General features: G+C 43.8%; 5 protein-coding genes. All 5 read right to left on the bottom strand.

What is annotated here, in order from left to right; genetic code table 11:
• Nucleotides 1–6: 6 nt before the first annotated feature.
• Genes U3A58_RS18225 through U3A58_RS18245 form a run of 5 tightly spaced genes read right to left on the bottom strand, consistent with a single transcriptional unit; the run spans nucleotide 7 to nucleotide 19,118 of the window.
• Nucleotides 7–1,095: a sensor histidine kinase gene (locus tag U3A58_RS18225; protein WP_323825832.1), complete on the bottom strand. Its 1,089-nt coding sequence runs from the start codon at nucleotides 1,093–1,095 to the stop codon at nucleotides 7–9.
• Nucleotides 1,095–2,234: an FIST signal transduction protein gene (locus U3A58_RS18230; RefSeq protein WP_323825833.1), complete on the bottom strand. Its 1,140-nt coding sequence runs from the start codon at nucleotides 2,232–2,234 to the stop codon at nucleotides 1,095–1,097. Before U3A58_RS18230 ends, U3A58_RS18225 begins: the two co-directional genes overlap by 1 nt.
• Nucleotides 2,235–2,258: 24 nt before the next feature.
• Entirely contained in the window at nucleotides 2,259–3,419 is a 1,161-nt protein-coding gene (locus U3A58_RS18235) for an FIST signal transduction protein (protein WP_323825834.1), read from the bottom strand.
• Nucleotides 3,416–9,256, bottom strand: coding sequence for an ATP-binding protein (locus tag U3A58_RS18240; RefSeq protein WP_323825835.1), 5,841 nt, complete (start codon nucleotides 9,254–9,256; stop codon nucleotides 3,416–3,418). The genes U3A58_RS18235 and U3A58_RS18240 overlap by 4 nt, the downstream gene beginning before the upstream one ends.
• Nucleotides 9,246–19,118 (bottom strand): ATP-binding protein, encoded by a 9,873-nt coding sequence (locus tag U3A58_RS18245; protein ID WP_323825836.1) that lies wholly within the window; start codon nucleotides 19,116–19,118, stop codon nucleotides 9,246–9,248. Before U3A58_RS18245 ends, U3A58_RS18240 begins: the two co-directional genes overlap by 11 nt.
• Nucleotides 19,119–19,173: the final 55 nt, after the last annotated feature.

Below are 19,173 nucleotides of genomic sequence, written 5' to 3' on the forward strand. Positions count from 1 at the left end.
CCTTTTTCATCCTTTCAGGGGAAATGAGATAATAAACTTGCTTCCATTACCAATAATAGTTTCCACCTTCAATTCCCCCCCATGAGCCTTTACAATATCATGGGTGATACTCAGCCCAAGACCTGTACCTTCCGTTCCTTTTTTGGTGGTGAAGAAAGGCTGCAGAATTTTGTCTTTAATGTCCTCAGGAATTCCGGGGCCATTGTCTTCAATTGATATCCTAACCTGTCTATTTTCCAAACTTGTCCTCACCTTCAATCTAGGATTGTAAACATTACCAGTATCACCCTCTTCCGTCTTCCGTCTTCGGTCTTCCGTCTGATAAACCTTACCCCGCATCGCATCAAAAGCATTATTACAGAGGTTGATAATTACCCGAATAAAGTCCTCTTTGATGATCGAAACATTGGTTATAGCAGGATCGAGGTTAAAATCGATTTCGACATCGATCGGATTTTTACTCGCGCGCATGCCGTGAAAACTCAGGTTTATGTATTCCTTGATCAGGGCATTAAGATCGGTAGGGTCTTTTTTGCCTGATCCCCCACGGGAATGCTGGAGCATGGAAGAGACAATGCTGTTGGCACGTGTACCGTGTTCGTGGATTTTCTCAAGGTTAGATTGGATATCCTCCAATATTTCATCCACTAAAGTCTCATCTCTTGTTTCTTGTTTCTTGGCTCTTTCTTCTTTGATCTCCCCGATCAACTCCATGGTGACTTCCGAAAAATTATTCACAAAATTCAGTGGATTCTTGATCTCGTGGGCGATGCCTGCTGTGAGTTGACCCAATGAGGCGAGCTTTTCCTGCTGGACTAATTGATCCTGGGCTGATTTTAGTTCTTCAAATGATTTTTCTAGTGCCGAATTGGTTTCTTCAATGGCTTTCCTTTTCAGTTCAAGCTCCTCAATAGTTTCTTCGAGTAAAATGGCAGTGGTGCGTTTTACTTTTTCGGTGCGGTCCAGTTTGAATTCCAAAATTGTGACCTCTTTATCCGCATCCTTCAGGGATTTGGCGAGAGCAGATTTTTGCTCATCAGTGATGGCTTCAATCTGAAGTAGCCTGTCGAGAATATGCTGGAGATGTGGGTTCATTATTTTTCCTTTAATGCCACACAACAGGTGGTGAGATTATGCATTTCCAAGTTGCCTCCAGCCATTCTGCCCAATTCCGCATATGAAAACATGCCTGCCATCGGGACATTCCAAACCTGTTTAACTCCCTCTATCTCAGCATTCATCATGGGACCAAAAGATAGTATCCTGCCGGCACAGCTGAACACGACAAGGGCATCTGCCTCCGGCATTTCAGTATCTTTCAGGTTTTGAACGCCTTTCACGACCTTTTCCATCACATCCCAATCGGGAGGTAAGGAAAATCGGATTTTTGATCCTTCTGGGACCGTACCACTTGTGTAGAAGGAATGGTCAGACCAGTCGACGACTAGGCCAGGGCGCATGACCGGGTCACCTTTCTTACGCTGCAGTTGCAGTGGGAAATTGGCAGCAAGTTCCAATAATACATCCTTGTTGTCGGGGGTGATATTCTCAAGTCCCCCATATTTTGTGGTAATATCGAGCGCAGGTTCGTTATCGATCGTGAACACGTGATTTCCCTCGCTTTTAGTCACCGTTTTTTCCGTTCCCATGGCTTTCCAGCCACAGGTAGCGATGCCACTGACCGAGACTTTTTCTTCATCTAACGCAATACAAACCATCCCACGATCGCTTTCCCATCCGTTTGTAAAAACCCATGTTTTGTCAAAAGTCAAATCATCACCGGCAGCTCCACCAAACGCATTGACTTCATCACCAGCGATTTCCTGAAGTCCCAGCAACACCTCTTCGCCATCAGTTGCCGCATTACTAATTGCCAATAGGAAAGCAACATTTTCGAAGTCCTCTTTGGCTTTCAAGGCAATGGATTTTGATGTTTCACGATAGTTGTTGTTCTGGAATACCTCTGAATGAATTCTAAAATGTTCTTTTTTAATATCCAGAAGAAGAATGGCCACAGCACCTGATTCAGTCTCTTCATCGATAAACTCGCCATTGGTGGAAGAGCCAAAGATGGCAATACCCTCTTCGTCGAGTGTGCTGCAGATAGCGGTGCGGTCTTGTGCAACAGATAGGAATACAATAGCCAGTGTAGGCCTGAAACCGTCTGACATACTTTCAGTGAGAACTGATTTAATTTCTGCGGTAGACTTTCCTTTAATAGATTTTGCTTTCATGGGTTCAGTGTTTTGTTAGGATTACTATTTTTCTTTCAAGGCCACCCAGCTTACTGTTGTTCCCTGAAATTCAGAGCGGCCTTCGTCCAATTTCCCAAATTCACCCAGTGAAAAAAAGCCAATCATGGGTTTGCCCCAGGTGGATGCCAATCCTTCTATTTCTGTGGATATCAAAGGGCCGAAAGTCCCTAATCTTCCTACACATGAAAAAACCAACAACACATCGGCATCCGGCATCTCCTTTTCTTTTCTGATCCTAGTACTTTCAATCACTTTGTCAATCACATCAAAATCCGGTGGCAGGGAAAAACGGAATTGATCTCCTTCATTTACATCACCTGCAATCATGACGGATTGATCGGCAGGATTAAAAAACAATGCAGGCTTCATAATAGGATTTCCTGATGCCCTCTCAAACTGTAATGGATAGCCCAGGTCTGTTGGAATAAATCCACTTCCTTCTGAATTCGCCCTTACTATATCATTCCCTAAGAATCTTTGAATGACCTTCATAGCCGGTTCATTATCAATGGTGAAAACCCAGGAACCTTCACTTTTGGTAATTGTTTTGGTTGTACCAACCGGTTTCCACCCAGAAACTGCCAGACCGCTTATCGCAACCTTGTCCTGATCAAGAATGAGTGCTAGCAAGCCCCCTTTACTTGATGCATCATTGGTAAAAACGACCCCTGAAAAATCAGCCGGATCACCACTACCGCCACCCGCAATCATGATATCACGGCCTGCCGCATCCGTCAATCCTCTGATTAGTTCATCGTTGGAAACTCTGAAATCCAATGGTGAAATGATGAAGCCCGGATTCGGAAAAGCTTCCTTCCCGGCTAACCCTGTTTTATACCCGGCTTCATAAGCAGAAGATCCCTCGTAATCGTTTAATACTATTTTGAAATTGTCCGGTTTTATATCCAAGAGCATCACTAGGATATCATCTTCTGTAATTCCGTCTTCGGAAAATTTTTGAGGTGCTGTTACCCCGAAAATTGCAATGCCCTGTTTCCCAAAAATAGAGCGGAGTGATTCCGCATCTTCCATGTTGCTTATCATGATGATGGCAAGGGTTGGTTTGAAATCCTGCCCATCAGCCTGGTTGGCATCACTTATGCTTTCCTCCAATACTTTTTGTATTTCTGAAGGTGTTTTTCCTTTGATTGATTTGGCGTTCATTTGCTTAGTTTGATTATAAAAGTTGTCCCTTTGTTGATAGAAGTTTCGATTTCTAATTCTCCCCCGTGAGCCTTGATGATATCATGGGTAATGCTTAGCCCCAATCCCGTTCCCTCTGTTCCTTTTTTGGTGGTAAAGAAAGGCTGCAGGATTTTGTCTTTAATGTCGTCGGGGATGCCTGGGCCATTGTCTTTAATAGCTACCTGAGCTTGTCCATTTTTTAAATTTGTCGTCACCGTCAATCTAGGATTGTAAACATTACCAGTATCACCTTCTTCCGTCTTCGGTCTTCGGTCTTCCGTCTGATAAACCTTTCCCCGCATGGCGTCAAAAGCATTATTGCACAAATTGATTATCACCCGGATAAAGTCCTCTTTGATCATCGGAACATCAGTAATTTCAGAATCGAGCTCAAAGTCGATTTCGACATCGATCGGATTCTTTGCTGCCCGCATTCCATGAAAACTGAGGTTGACATATTCCTTGACCAAAGCATTGAGGTCGGTCGAGTCAATTTTGCCCGAACCTCCTCGAGAGTGCTGAAGCATTGAAGTCACGATGCCGTTGGCACGGGTGCCGTGTTCGTGAATTTTGGTGAGATTGGATTTGATGTCGTACAGGATTTCGGCGGATTCTGTGGCATGTTGGTTGTCCTCAATCTGTCCAATTTCTTCCAGCGCTTCTTCGATAAGTTCCATCGATACCTCCGAGAAGTTATTCACAAAGTTCAGCGGGTTCTTGATCTCGTGCGCGATGCCGGCGGTAAGCTGACCGAGGGAGGCGAGTTTTTCCTGTTGGACGAGCTGGGATTGAGTGGCCTTGAGTTCGGAAAGGGCAGATTCGATTTCTGATTTTGCCTTATCGAGTTTTTCAAAATCCTCGTATCGGGCATAGGCGATAGAAAATGCTTTTGCGAGAGACATTGCTAACTCTAACTCCTTTTTATCCAAGGGACTGATAGCCCCCACATAGAGCATCCCTTGGGCAAAAGGAACGAAATGCAAATCGAGCGATTCCGGAGGTACCGCTGCCCCTTGATAAGTCCTGCTGTCCTGGATCTGATCTTGCTCCATCATGATGTTGATCCAATGAATAAAATCCATCTTGTTCCAGTGCTGTCGGTAAACCTCACCTTTCCGCCAGGCATCTACGGTGCCTTGAGTCAATTCGCTTACACAGTAGTGGAGCCTTAACACTCCAAGAGAATTCCCCTCAGGAGAGGAAAGGTAGGCGTTGATTAATTCTTGTTTTTCATCGATGATAAAAACTCCACAGCGGATAAAGGGTACCCCCAAAATTGTCAGTTCCTTGAATATTAATGGCGTAATCAGCTCAAGGTCAGCAGCTGATCGCATGCTGGCAATTATGCCACGGACACGGTCCAGCGAGGCTTGCTTGGTTGCCTCTCTCGCTTGAGCTTCGGCTTTTTGGAGGTCGAGGAATCGGGTGTAGGCTTGTTCGAATACACTCGCAAATCTTTCCAGCAAGTGAATGATACCTAGTGACAGAGGTTCAGAGGTCGTTGTTCCAATCAATCCCTGGGAAAAAAACGCACAGCTGATAATCCTTTTTTCCTTGATTAAACCCGGATTGACCGGCATTCCTATTTGCTGGGTAATGTATCGTATCCAATCGGTCACAGCAACTCCGGAAAGGGTTATCACAGTCGATTTTTCCTTCGCTTTCCATGTGTTCAGCATGGTAGGAAAAACAAAATGATCCTCAAACTTTGTGAAAAAATTAGTACTTATCTGGTGGCCTTCCTGAGTCGTGATCCACCATTCAATGGTGCATGATTCTTCTTTGAAAATTCCCAGATTTATTCGTTCAGGTGTATTTCCAAGCACCTGTAATTGTTCAAAAAGTACAGCCGCAGTTTGAGATAGTTCATCACTTTTGTGCATGGCCATAGTTCTGGCCCGGACTCGTTCCAGAGCCAGTTGTATCTCAGCTTCTCGAGCTTGCTCTTCGGCTTTTTGTAGATCGAGGAAGCGGGTGTAGGTCAGGTCGATTACTTGAGAAAAACGCTTCAGCACCTCCGGTAAATCTCCTGGGAGGGGTTCCATACCTACGGCCTCTAAAAAGCCATGTTGAAATAGCGCCTGAGCTCCATATACTTGAGTCAAGGAATAGAACGAGTCTTTGTATTCCGGTGAGCTGTCTTTGAAGGCTGGTAGTTCAAAAATCAGATCCGCATAGGATCTGATTTCTCCCTGGTCCATGGTAAACTCCCGATAAGGGAGGTTAAGATCCAGATCTTGGAGAACCGCATTTAGGAAGGGATGATCCACAAAATGAAACTGATAATTGGTCAGGAACTCGTCTTTGGTTGAATTGCTTTTCCCCCAAACTGAAAACTCGCGGGAATTCCCATTTCTTAGAAAAATACTACACTCGTAGAGGGACAAGCCCATCTTTTGTAATTCTTCAAAAATAACTGTAATGATGTTTTCCAATTCATCACTTTTTCGCAAACCCATAGCATGTGATCTGACTCGCTCCAAAGTTGCTTCAATCTGTGCTTCTCTTGCCTGTGCTTCTGCTTTTTGAAGGTCTCTGAAGCGCTGATAGATCTGACCAAATACTTTTGCAAAACGTATCATGATCGCACAATCTTCTTCTTTTAGAGGATCCAGGGATATCACATTAAGTGATCCAAGAGGGAAAAAGAATGCGGTCATGGTTTCCCGCTCATTAAATTTTTTTCGCTCAGGGTAAGAAAGAAAAGCATCCAACTTTTGATAGTATTCCTTTACCTCATCTCCTATTCTTGTGCTGGAGTAGAAGGATTTGTTTTTTTTCCATGCATCCACGGTTTGATCAAAAATGGGATGCAATCCGCTAGGGACAATCCCAATTATGGTGTTTTTTACCTTACCCTCAATTTCGGACTTGGACCAAATCTCAGTGCTATCATCTTCTTTATTGATAATTCCTATTCCTATACGTAGTGTATCAATTCCCAATTCTTTCAATTGATTGACCATGACATCTGAGGCATCCACAAATTCATCACTGGAATGCATCGCTAAGCTTCTGGACCGGACCCGCTCCAATGCAGCTTCAATCTGCGCTTCTCTTACTTGAGCTTCGGCTTTTTGGAGATCAAGGAATCGTCTGTACGTTTGGCCAAATACGGAGGCAAAGCGCATAAATACTCTTGATATTTCGGCAGATAGGGGAGTGGGAGAAAAAGCAAAAAGAAACCCTTCTGGGAAAAAGAAATCGTAGTGGGTAATTTTTCCGGGTAATTTTTCAAGATCTACCTGAAGGGAATATTCCGGGGCCTCGTTGATTGCTTTAAAGTACTTGATCAAATCATCGCCTACCAATTCATAGGAATGAGTAGGTTTTTTGGCTTCCCATGCTTCTTGGACTTCTATCAATAATTGATGTATTCCCATATCCAAAATACCCTTATCAAGGGCCGTTTGTCCTGATGGATTGGTGGAGGCGGTCCAAACTTCCATTCTTCTGGATTTGTCCAGTATTCCGATTCCTGAGCGGATAGATTTATCTACGCCAAGTTTGAGTAATTCATCAAAAAGTGTGGTTACCGTAATATCGACATCCTGACTGCTGTGCATGGCCATGGTTCGTGATCGAACCCGCTCCAAAGCCGATTCGATCTGCGCCTCCCGAGCTTGTGCTTCCGCCTTTTGGATATCGAGAAAGCGGGTATAGGTTTGTTCAAAGACTTTTGAAAATCGCCTGATGATATCCTTTTCATATTCTGAAAAGGAACCCTCTGTATATCGCATCAGGAATATTCCGGTAAGTTGCTGATAGGCGCCAGCTATGTCTATCAACTTCACATTTTGTAAAGCAATCTTACGGGCCTGCGGAACCCCTTCAATCTTAAAATATTCCTCGAAAAATTCTTGTGTGGTGGTTTCGAACATGGTGTATTTCAACATATCACCTGTGGTTCGTGCTTTATAAATTTCATGAAACACAGGCAGGTCTGAGAAAGGCCAATAAATAATATTGTCATACAGTCCATCTGCTGTGCTCAACCACATATGGATGTCCATGGAGGGATCGGGTAATAATTGAATACCCACCACATGAAAGTTTACCTGCAAACTTTGCAATTCGCCGTAAAGCGTATTGACAACGGAACGGAGTTCATTACTTTTATGCATGGCCATAGAGCGGCTTCGCACTCTTTCCAAAGCCGCTTCAATCTGCGCTTCCCTTGCCTGTGCTTCTGCTTTTTGCAGATCTAAGAATCGGGTGTAAGTTTGTTCAAATACTTTTGCAAATCGTGTGACCATTTCCTGTTGTGCCTCAGTCAACAAGGTTCCGCCCACAATCAATAAGTAACCCTGAAAAAAATTGAATACATGAACTTTTAGTCTTTCAGGTGATAGAGATAATAACTGTTCCACAGAAATAGGGAAGTTCGAACTTCGTTCGGCTATAAATGTCTGATGGGCTATTGTTTCCTTCGGATCTAATTCTAGAACCAACAAAGGTTTCTTCTTTTTCCAGCTTGCGACAATTGACTTCATTACCCAGGTTTCATTATGGGGTATTCCTACAGGTAAGTGCCGGATGCGGCTAGTCATAGGATTGACACCATGACTGTAACCTATAGTAGCATTTTCATTGAAAAGCACATAACCAATTGTGAGGTTTTCTATGCCCAGTTTGGTAAGCTCTTTATATAACAATTCCCCGGCTTCTGTGAGCTCCTCGCTTTTATGCATTGCCATGGCACGACTTCTTACTCTTTCCAGGGATGCTTCAATTTGTGCTTCCCTTGCCTGTTCTTCAGCTTTTTGGATGTCGAGGAAGCGGGTGTAGGCTTGTTCGAAAACTTTGCCCACCCTTTTCATGATTTTAATATCCTCAGGCAAAAGAAGTTTGCCTTCAAAACTGGGAATGCATATTCCCGAATTCTTAGCAAGCGTGATGGTCATGGCATAGCCTGGAGCCTGGAGTAGAGAAGATTTAAATTCTACAGGAAGGTCTTTGTAATCCGTATGCTCAAAACCATGTTCTATCCAGGTATTCTTTTCTTCAAGCGTATAAATCTTTGTGAAAAAATCTTCCCCACTTTCCTTCGCATCAAAAAGGTCGGAAGAGATCGGGTGGTCAAAATAGGGTACACTAAGCGAAGAAACCCCATCCGGAAAGGGCAGCCATTGCCTGATATTCCGGGATCCATCTTCAAAAATAAAAATGCTTACCGATGCAAAACCCATATCCACACTTAGCCCTTGCATTTGCTCAAACAGCACCTTTACTACGTCCCGTAAATCATCGGTTTTTTGCATTGCCAAAGAGCTGGAACGTATTTTTTCCAAAGCCGCTTCGATCTGTAATTCACGGTTATTTTGCTTTAATGCCGCTGTCTGCTCATCGACTAGCTGCTGGAGCTTCTCTTTTTCCCGTTTCCACTCCTCCATGTGCCATGGATCATTTTCCGTATCTACAGGAGTTGAAGTGTGCCAGTGGGTGAGTTTCCATTGGTTTTCCAGGTATTCCATCACACATGTAGCCCGCATAAAGATGGTATGAATTTCTTCATCAGAAGAAAGTGTAAACGTAAGTTCTTCTATGATGCTGGCATTGTTTCCACCGTTTGATATCCGCAGGGCAATACGTTTGCGCTCATAACCTGGCTTCATGTTTCCCATTTGTTCATACTGGGATTTGAACAAAGCCTCCACGCCTTCAAAGGAAAGGATCCTTTCATCTTTTGCAGTGCCGTATACCATAGGGTCGGGACCTATGATATCCGATATATCTTCATAGGGAACTATACAGAAGCCCACATTTAGGATCCGCTCGTAGGTCTCTTCCAGGTTTTTTTTCTTTTTAGAATCCATGCCCCTGCCTTTTTTCTAATTCAATTATAAACGTAGTACCAACACCCTCTTTAGTTTCCACCTTCAACTCCCCCCCATGCGCCTTCACAATATCATGCGTAATGCTCAATCCCAATCCCGTTCCCTCTGTTCCTTTTTTGGTGGTGAAGAAAGGCTGTAGAATTTTGTCTTTGATGTCGTTGGGAATTCCGGATCCATTGTCTTGGATAGCTATTCGAACTTGTCCTTTCTCAAAACTAGTTGTCACATTCAATCTAGGATCGTACTTAGCAACAGAGAAACCATCTTCTATCTCCCGTCTTCCGTCTCCCGTCTTTAAAACTTTCCCCCGCATGGCGTCAAAAGCATTATTGCACAAATTGATTATCACTCGGATAAAGTCCTCTTTGATGATCGGAACATTAGCAATCTCATCATCGAGCTCAAAGGCGATTTCGACATCGATCGGATTCTTTGCTGCCCGCATTCCATGAAAACTTAGGTTAACATATTCCTTGATCAAGGCATTTAGATCGGTTGGGTCTATTTTGCCCGAACCTCCTCGGGAATGCTGAAGCATCGAAGTCACAATGCCATTGGCACGCGACCCATGCTCGTGTACTTTTTTGAGGTTTGACTTGATGTCTACCAGAATTTCATCCACCAAAGACTCATCCCTTGCTTCGGGACCTTTGCTTCTTTCCTCAATTGCCTCATCAACCAGTTCAATCGACACCTCGGAGAAGTTATTTACAAAATTCAGCGGGTTCTTGATCTCGTGGGCGATACCTGCAGTAAGTTGACCGAGGGAGGCAAGTTTTTCCTGTTGGACGAGTTGGGATTGAGTGGCTTTGAGTTCAATCATTGCCGACTCAATTTCCACTTTAGCCTGTTCCAGTTTTACAAAATCCTCGTATCGGGCATAGGCAATTGAAAAAGCCTTTGCCAGAGCTTGTACCAATTCCAATTCATTTTCCTGCAGAGGATTCACTGCACCTACATAGAGCATTCCCTGTGTGAAAGGAACAAAATGAAGATCAAGCGATTCGGGAGGTGCAGCAGCGCCCTGATAAGTATTGCTGTCTTGGATCTGATCCTGCTCCATCAATTGGTTGATCCATTGGATAAAATCTTCCTTATTCCAGTGCTGTCGGTAAACCACACCTTTTCGCCATGCTTCGACTGTCTGAAAGGTGAGTTCGCTCGCCCGAAAGGGAAGTCTTAAAATTCCAAGCGAATTGCCATCAGGTGAGGAAAGATAAGCTTCTACAATTTCTTGCTTCTCGTGGATGATGAACACCCCACAGCGAATAAATGGAATGCCCAGCGTAGTCAGTTCATGAAAGAAAAGCGGGGTGATTCTGTCAAGATCATCAACATGCCGCATCGAAGAAATTTCTGCACGAACCCGATCCAAAGAAGCCTGTCGCACGGCGGTCCGAGCACTGGCTTCGGCCATTTGTAAATCCCTGAAACGGGTATAAGCAAATGAAAATACTGCCGTTGCTCGTTTCAAAAGTTCCCAGCTTTCAGTCGAAATCTCTCCGGGAGCAGCGGCACCGATGTAGCCATTGGAAAATTTGTACAAATGATAGGTACGATCGGGAATAGTTTCTCCATAAAAATTGCTGGTACCAAACAGGTCGGATTTTTCTTCGCAATAGCGGATCCATTCAATTCGTTGCTCACCCTGCATCAGAATGGAAGTCTGATTGGAAGGAGATCGATAAAAATCAAGCATTTTCCTTCCCACCCAAGTATCCTGAAGGTCAAGAGTCATTTGGTCGGTAACTGACTTGCCGGGATTTTCGGAATTCTTTATTGTAAACCAACATTGCGTCGAACCGTTGTTATCATCGTGAATGTAGATCGAGCTTGTTTCCAGTTCTTCCACCCCTAATACTCCCATTTCTTCCCGAAGCAATTGAGCGACTTCAATTAGTTCATCGGGGCTTTGCATCGCCAATGACCTTGAGCGGACTTTTTCCAAGGCATTTTCTATTTGTGCTTCTCTTGCCTGAGCTTCTGCTTTTTTCAGGTCTAGGAATCGGGTATAGGTTTGGTCAAATACGTTGGTGAAGCGTTTGAAAACCGCATGGGATTCGGGCACCTTTTCATAGGTGATGAACAGAATAAATCCCTGGTTGAATTTGCAAAGGTGGTTGATTTGGTAGGTGGGGAGGGAAAGCCCGGCATCTTTGATATCTTTAAATATCGGGGTTAATTGAGGGAGGGATTTCATGAAGTTATAGTGACTCTCAATGGCATTTCCTCCCAATTCCTGAGTAAAAAAGGTCTGATCACCCTGTACAAAATTGTTCCATTCCTCAAAAGAAACTTCGCCATAATGTGGAAGTAAAAAAGGCTTTTGAAGGGTGCCTTCACTGCTCATGATGCAGGTACTCGACTTACGGTCTTCCAATAAAATACAATAGCCACAGCTCCAGGCCGGTATACCTAATCCCTGTACTTCTAAAAACAACAGATTGGCAACCTCTGGCAATTCATTACTGCTCTGCATGCCCATGGTGCGCGAGCGGACTTTTTCAAGGGCGGCTTCTATTTTTGCTTCCCGGGTCTGAGCTTCTGCTTTTTGCAGGTCAAGAAAGCGGGTGTAGGTTTGCTCGAATACCTGGCCAAATCGGATGGCAACTGCATTCTCTTCCTCTGAAAATGCCTCATTGCTAAACCTATTTAGCACCAATCCGGAATTTTTATGTAAAACTACGGATTGAGTCCATCCGGGAGCATTTAAAAGAAACTCTTTCCTTGCCTCGGGAAGAGATTTTAAATCAGATTCAGCAAAGGCGAAGTTTAAATATCGATCCTTTTCTTCTTTTGTAATGCTTATGGTAAAAAATTCTATTTTTTTCCGGTAAGCTTCTTCCATTTTTTCAAATAGCCGATGTTGCATTCGCGGAATATGAAATTTATTGCTGTATATTTTTCCCGGTATTGAAAACCACGTGCAATAGGAACCTGATTTTTCATTCAGCTTTATATCGGTTATCAATGTTGTGTTATCTGACCGGATGCCCAGATTGGTGATTTCCGCATTTATCTGTGCGATCACTTCTGTAAGTTCTTCACTATTTTGCATGCCCATAGAGCGAGAGCGCACTTTTTCCAAAGCTGCTTCAATCTGCGCCTCCCTTGCCTGTGCTTCTGCTTTTTGAAGGTCGAGGAAGCGGGTGTAGGATTGCTCAAAAACATTTGCGAAGCGTTTGAAAATATCATGTGATTCAGGGGCGGGCTCATAGGTGATAAAGAGGACATACCCGTATTTGAAAAATGCCACATGGTCAATCTGCGAGGTTGGAAACGGGATTCCGGCTGCCTTCATCTGAAGCAATTGTTCTCCTACCCCTGGCAAACTGCACAGGTATTCGTAATGGGCAGGACAGGCTTCCTCCCCGATTTCATTGACTAAGAGCGTTTCTCCTCTTTGACCCGCTTCAAAATACCGCAGAAATACGCCTTCCCGTGGAGTTCTGTATTGAGGAAAAGTACCCTGACCATTGCTTCCCCATTCCACAGATCCTCTAGGGTCATCATCGTAAATGTTAAATGCACAAAACCAGCTTTCCATGCCCAAAGTCTGCACCTGCTTGACCAACTCAAGTGAAAGATCCGCCAGTTCCTCACTTCGGTGCATGGCGAGGCTTCGTGCACGAACCCTTTCCAGTGCCAACTGAATCTCTGCTTCCCTAGTCTGTGCTTCGGCTTTTTGCAGATCTTCAAATCGCTTATAAGCCAAATCAAAAGCGCCAGCCATTTTTGTAAGAATGGAGGCTACTTCTGGCGTGGGTGAATCCAGCAAGTCTATACACATCCTTCCATTGTTCAATGGAACAGTTGGATGGTACACTTTTGGGAGTTGTGTAGATTTGAAAAATGCTTCGGCTTCGTTCGCCTGTTCATGCAAGGCATTATCGCGCAGCCATTGCACGGTGTGTTTATAGTCGGCTTCTTCCTGTACCACCACAAAGTAGTCCGAATCATTTTCCCATACCCTTCTCATAAAGAAACCCGGATTGGTATCCTCGAGGCGGAAACGAATATCCAATGGAAGGTGGAGGCCGTCGTCTTCTATTTCAAGGGAGGTTAAATCCCAAACCCGGCACATGCCATCCGATTCTTTAAGATGAATGGTGGCCGCAGCTACGTTTGGGATATTGAGGCTCATAATCTCATCCTTCAGTTTGTGCACAACTTGCAGTATTTCTTCAGATTTGAACATCGCTAATGCACGTGCTCGTACCCGTTCTACAGCAAGATTGACTTGTGCTTCTCGGGCCTGCGCTTCTGCTTTTTGGAGATCGAGAAAACGCGTGTAGGTTTGATCAAATACCTGCGCAAATCGCTTAAATATTTCTTCCTCGCCGCAAGGTTCTCTTGTAATTAATACTAGGTACCCTTTAGAAAAATAAGCTGCATGCAACTTCTGCCAATCCGGGCGTGCAAGGCCGGCAGCATCCATCTCTTCAAATATTGCGCGTGACACTGGAATTTCCATCAGCCAGTCATAATGCTGCTGAAGCGTTTCGCCATCCAATTGCACAGCCCTCAATGCTTCACCTTTCAACCATCCCTCATACAGTGTGGCATGTGCGTAATCGCCAACGTTGGATAGAAAAAAACCACGGGTAAAGTCCCCATCCATACTAAGCCACCATTCGTCTTCATCCCGGTCTTTTTCGCACAGCACAAATCCACAAGTCCAAAGATTGGTTACCAGTTGATTCATTTGTGCAAACAACTCTGAAGCCACATTACCCAACTCAGAACTGCTCTGCATGGCCATGGTGCGGCTTCTTACTCTTTCCAAAGCCGCCTCAATCCGTGCTTCCCTCGCCTGGGCCTCAGCTTTTTGGAGATCTAGGAAGCGGGTATAGGCTTGCTCGAAGACTTTTCCAAAACGTTTGAGAATAGCATTTTCAGCTTCAGAAAATTTTTCTCCAAAGTGGTTGATTATAAAAATACTTGTATGCTTAGATACAGCACAAGATCGTGTATATCCGCCCGGTGCTGATAGCGTATTTTTTTTCTCTTTGGCACTCAGTTTTGACCAAGGCTGCTGCTGAAATAAAAAGGTGAAAAATTCTATTTTCTCTTCTCGGCTATATTCCTCGGTGAAAAACCCCGGACCACTTTTTATCCCGGTTAATAGGTGAGTATAGAATGGCTTTTCAAAGCGAGGGATACGAACTTTGTCTGAAGTGTCTGCAGTACCTCCTGAGCCCCAGCAATGGATTTCATTATCAATTTCACTGTTGATTACTATAAAAGATCCACCAGAAATGGATATGTTCAGATTAAGCAACTCTTGGTGAACTGTATGGATCACACTTTGTAGTTCAGCAGTTTTATGCATCGCCAAACTTCTGGATCGAACCCGCTCTAAGGCTGCTTCAATCTGTGCTTCACGAACTTGCTCTTCTGCTTTTTGCAGATCGAGAAAGCGGGTATATGTTTGATTAAAAACCTTAGTGAAGCGCTTGAAAATATCAACCGCTTCCGAATTGGGTTCTTTCGTAATGAACATCAAGTGACCATTTGAGAAAAATCCACAATGAGTCACTTGGAATGTTGGAAGAGGAAATCCTGCTTCCACAAAGCCCCGCATGGTTTCACCTACCACCGGAAGGCCATCCATGTAGCGATAGGTTTCTACCAGTGATTCTCCTTCGGATTCGAATACAAGGAATTCATCACCCCTACGTTTAGCCTCACGAATTGTGGTGAAGAATATATCTTCTGTAAGTGGGATTTTAAGTGGATTGCCCAATTTCCCATGTGGCCCCGGATTGTACCCTAAAAAATAACTGTCATCATCATACCATAAGCTAAATCCGCAAGACCATAATTCAATACCCAGATTTATTATTTGCCCAAACATCAATTCTGATGTTTCCATCAGCTCATCACTGTGCTGCATAGCCATGGTTCTGGCTCGAACTCTCTCTAATGCCAATTGAATTTGTGATTCTCTGGCTTGTGCTTCTGCTTTTTGAAGATCCAAAAATCGGGTATAGGTTTGTTCAAAAACTTTTCCGAAACGCTTGAAAATATCATGAGCTTCAGGACAAGGATCGAAAGTTATAAACATCAGGCTCACCTTAGAACCAAATACATAGTGATTAATTTGATGTTCTGGCAGTTGAAAACCTGCTTTAACAATATCCTCAAATTGAGTTTTCGCCATCTGGGAAAGAAGGCGATAAAGTTCCTCTAACGTTTCACCTTCAGTTTCATGTACAAAAAAATCCTCTGCTTGTTTTTTAGCACTACTTATCTCCATAAAGGAAGGATGAGCGGTGAGATCAACTTTGTAGGGTTCTAAAAACTTTCCGCTTGCACTGTTAACTACCCAATCGATGTAAGATGTTTCGTCTTCCAACCAAACATTAAAACCGGTTGACCAGGTCTTAATGCCAAGTTTTTCAACCTGTTCAAACAAAATGAGTGAAACTTCAGCTAGTTCCTCACTTTTATGCATGGCCATACTCCTGCTTCTCACTCTTTCCAACGCTGCTTCTATCTGCGCTTCACGGGCCTGGGCTTCTGCTTTTTGTAGATCGAGGAAGCGGGTGTAGGCCTGCTCGAAGACTTTGGCAAAGCGTTTTAAAATGGCTACTTCATCTGTTGAAGGAACTACCCCGGTGTGCGAGGGAATGAGTATGGCTGAATTTTTTTGCCAGGCAAAGGAAAGGATGTGTTTGTCGTTCTGAAATACCCACTGCTTAAAATCTTCCGGGAAATGCCTGTAATCAGAATGTTCAAAAGCATACTCAAAAAAACTATTTTTATCTTCAATTGAATAAGCTTTTGAAAAATACAACTCGCCGTTTTCCTTGGATTGCCAAGCATCATTAAAAATAGAATGGTCAAAATAGGGTAGCAAATAACTGCCGGCAAAACTGAAATCAGGTGATGCAATCCAGTGCAATACATCTTTTGAATCCTGAAAATAGGTGCATAGCACCACACCATTGGCATCCAGCACTACACCCAGTTCTGTGAGTTTCTCCACTATGACTGTAACCACTTCTCCCAGTTCGTTTGTGGAATGCATGGCAAGTGAACGGCTTCTCACTTTCTCCAAAGCCGCTTCAATCTGTGCTTCTTTGGCCTGTGCTTCAGCTTTTTTCAGATCGAGAAAGCGGGTGTAGGTCTGTTGGAATACTTTTCCAAAGCGCATCAGAATTGCATTCTCTTCGGGTGTAAAGGGAGTCTCTAAGTAGTGCTCGATATACAATCCCACATTGTCCAGCAATACGGTGGAGATGGCAAGTGCCGGTTTGCTGAAAATGGTTTGCTTCGCTTCTTCCGTCAATTCCGGAATCAATTGGAAAAGATCCTGGTAGAATTTGTTTTTTACTTCAAAGGGCAGCAGGTTGGCAAAGAAAGATTCTTCCTTTGCTTTTGCCTCGAGGTAACTGTTCCAATGTGGTGAATCAAAATAGGGAAAAATGATTTCGGTTGGTACTCCTTGTTGTAAGTCTGCCAGCCAGATATGCATATCATCCTGTTCCTTGTAGTCCAGAATAAATCCGGCATGTTCAACATGGATCTTCAACCCCAAAAATTGGTCGAACACCAATTGTATGACATCTTTGAGTTCTTCGGTATGGTGCATGGCCATGGTCTTTGCCCTTACCCGTTCCAGGGCCAATTCAATTTCTGCCTCACGAGCTTGGCCTTCTGCTCTTACTAAATCCAGATACCGTCTGTAGGTTTGTTCAAAAAGCGAACTGAATCTTTTTGTAATGTGAATCAGATCGGGTTGAAATTCACGGGGACTGAAGGCATAAAAAAATCCATGCTCGAAAATGAAACAGTGTTGGATCTCTCTTTTGGGTAATTTCTCTAACGGGATCTGAATTTTGTAGTCAGGAGCATTATTGAGCATCTGGTAGTAATTCAGCAAATCCTCGCCTTCCAATACATAGCGGTGGAAGGGAACCTGCTCCTTCCAAGCCTTGCGGGCACTTTTCAGCAAAGGGTGGGAGGCCATATCGATGTTGCCGATATGCATGTTGACTTCATCTCCATTTTTGCGAGCGGTCCAAAGCTGATTGTTTTCGTTGTCATGGTTCAGGATGCCGATACCGAAGCGGGTACCTTCATCCACCCCCAAGGCTGTAAGTTCAGAGAACATCTTGACAACACACTTCCCCACGTCCTCACTGCTGTGCATGGCCATGGTCTGAGCTCTGACTCTTTCTAGCGCTGCCTCTATTTGCGCTTCTCTTGCTTGTAATTCGGCTTTTTTCAGGTCGAGGAAGCGGGTGTATGCTCTTTCAAATTCAATAGAAAACCGTTTTAAAATATTCTTTTCTTCTTCCGAAAGTTTACGGCGGATATTGATCCCAAAACAGCCATAGCGCATATAAGCTTCTGAATAATAAATCCCTTTTGGGAAAAAGTCAGATTTCAGTTTCGTGGCTCCCGCTAAAAGCTCCTGCCACACTTCAAAAAACCCTGCAATTTCCGAAGGAGGAATGAATTCCTCCAGAATTACATCAGGATTGGCCCAAGCGGCATAGCATGCCGCGGTATAGGGTTCGGTTTTGTCGAGAGGGTAGGTAACCTGTTTGCTTTGAAGAGTTGTTCCTCCTTCATTTTTTTCAGACCAACTAGCCCAAAATTGATGGGATTGACTAGCTTCATCCGGGAGCCAAACATAGGAGAATTCTGAAGGTATTCCCAAGAGGTGAAGTTGCTCATGAAATACATTCGAAATAGATTTAATTTCATCCGAATGCTGCATCAGCATACTTTGGGTCCGAGTGCGCTCTAAAGCAGCCTCAATCTGCGCTTCTCGGGCTTGTGCTCCAGCTTTTTGGAGATCGAGGAAGCGCTGATAAGCCAGAGAAAATACCTGATGAAATCGCTTGAACAAAGTCAGGATTTCCTCCTTCATTGGCTGGTACAAGGTCAGTCCCAGTCCCCCTTCGCCGATTGACAAAAAGCAATAATCTAATTCGGTGGCTTTATCCAAAAATGGATCTGGAAAATGGTTTTCTTCTTTTCGGTGTGAGCGAAAGTCTTCGAGTTCTCTACCGCTTAATCGGCCGATAAAATACCCGTCCCGTGAAGCAAGCATCTGCTTGACCATGCCATGCTCTACCGGACTTTTGAGGTATTCTGTTTTTTCTACAGCTGTTTTGCTGTAGGGAGTGAAAAACTGATAGCAGAGGTATTGACCGATATTTTCATCAATGATGGCAATCTGTACATTTCGGATTTTATCGACTCCAAAAACCTGCAACTGATCCGAAATGACCCGACACACATCGAGCATATCCTCGGGTTTTTTCATGCCCATGGCTACAGCACGCACACGCTCAAGAGCCGCTTCGATCTCCAATTCCCGGTTTTTGTTTTCCAGTTCGGCAGTGCGACGTTTGACGGCTTCCCTTAATTCGCGATTTTCAGCATTGACCTGATCAAAGCCTATGGTTTCGCCTTCCTCCGCATTCGTATCGGGAGTTGAAAAATGCTGGTATAGGAATAAATAACCTCGCTCCGTTTTATGAAGTGTGGAGGTAAATCTAAATCGTTCATAATAGATCCAGTCCGTGCCATTCAGAAAATAGGCATCAAAAAAATGGGAGATAAGGATGATCTCACCATGTTTTTCCAAGGTTTTTAGATTATTCCTGAGTTCGGTTTTTCCGGCAAGTTGATCCGCTGTTTTTCTAAAAAATTCAGTGGTCTCCTTTCGGGATAAAAACTCCTCATTATTGGTAGATCCTACAAATCTATAGGCATCATCAAAATATGAATCGTAGGTTTCGATGTCCCCAGAAATATAACTGCTCAACCAAGTTTCATAGACGCGTAATACTTCGGCAGTTTCTTCTTTACTCAACTTCATAAAATCGAAAATTAAAATCTAAGCTGTTAGAAACTTGTGTTCTTTGACAGCAGAA

The organism is Algoriphagus persicinus (assembly GCF_035156415.1).
Lineage (GTDB): Bacteria > Bacteroidota > Bacteroidia > Cytophagales > Cyclobacteriaceae > Algoriphagus > Algoriphagus persicinus.

Bases quoted from the DNA above. Each gene is read 5' to 3' on its own strand.
- U3A58_RS18225 (WP_323825832.1), bottom strand. From the start codon at position 1,095: ATGAACCCACATCTCCAGCATATTCTCGACAGGCTACTTCAGATTGAA.
- U3A58_RS18230 (WP_323825833.1), bottom strand. From the start codon at position 2,234: ATGAAAGCAAAATCTATTAAAGGAAAGTCTACCGCAGAAATTAAATCA.
- U3A58_RS18235 (WP_323825834.1), bottom strand. From the start codon at position 3,419: ATGAACGCCAAATCAATCAAAGGAAAAACACCTTCAGAAATACAAAAA.
- U3A58_RS18240 (WP_323825835.1), bottom strand. From the start codon at position 9,256: ATGGATTCTAAAAAGAAAAAAAACCTGGAAGAGACCTACGAGCGGATC.
- U3A58_RS18245 (WP_323825836.1), bottom strand. From the start codon at position 19,118: ATGAAGTTGAGTAAAGAAGAAACTGCCGAAGTATTACGCGTCTATGAA.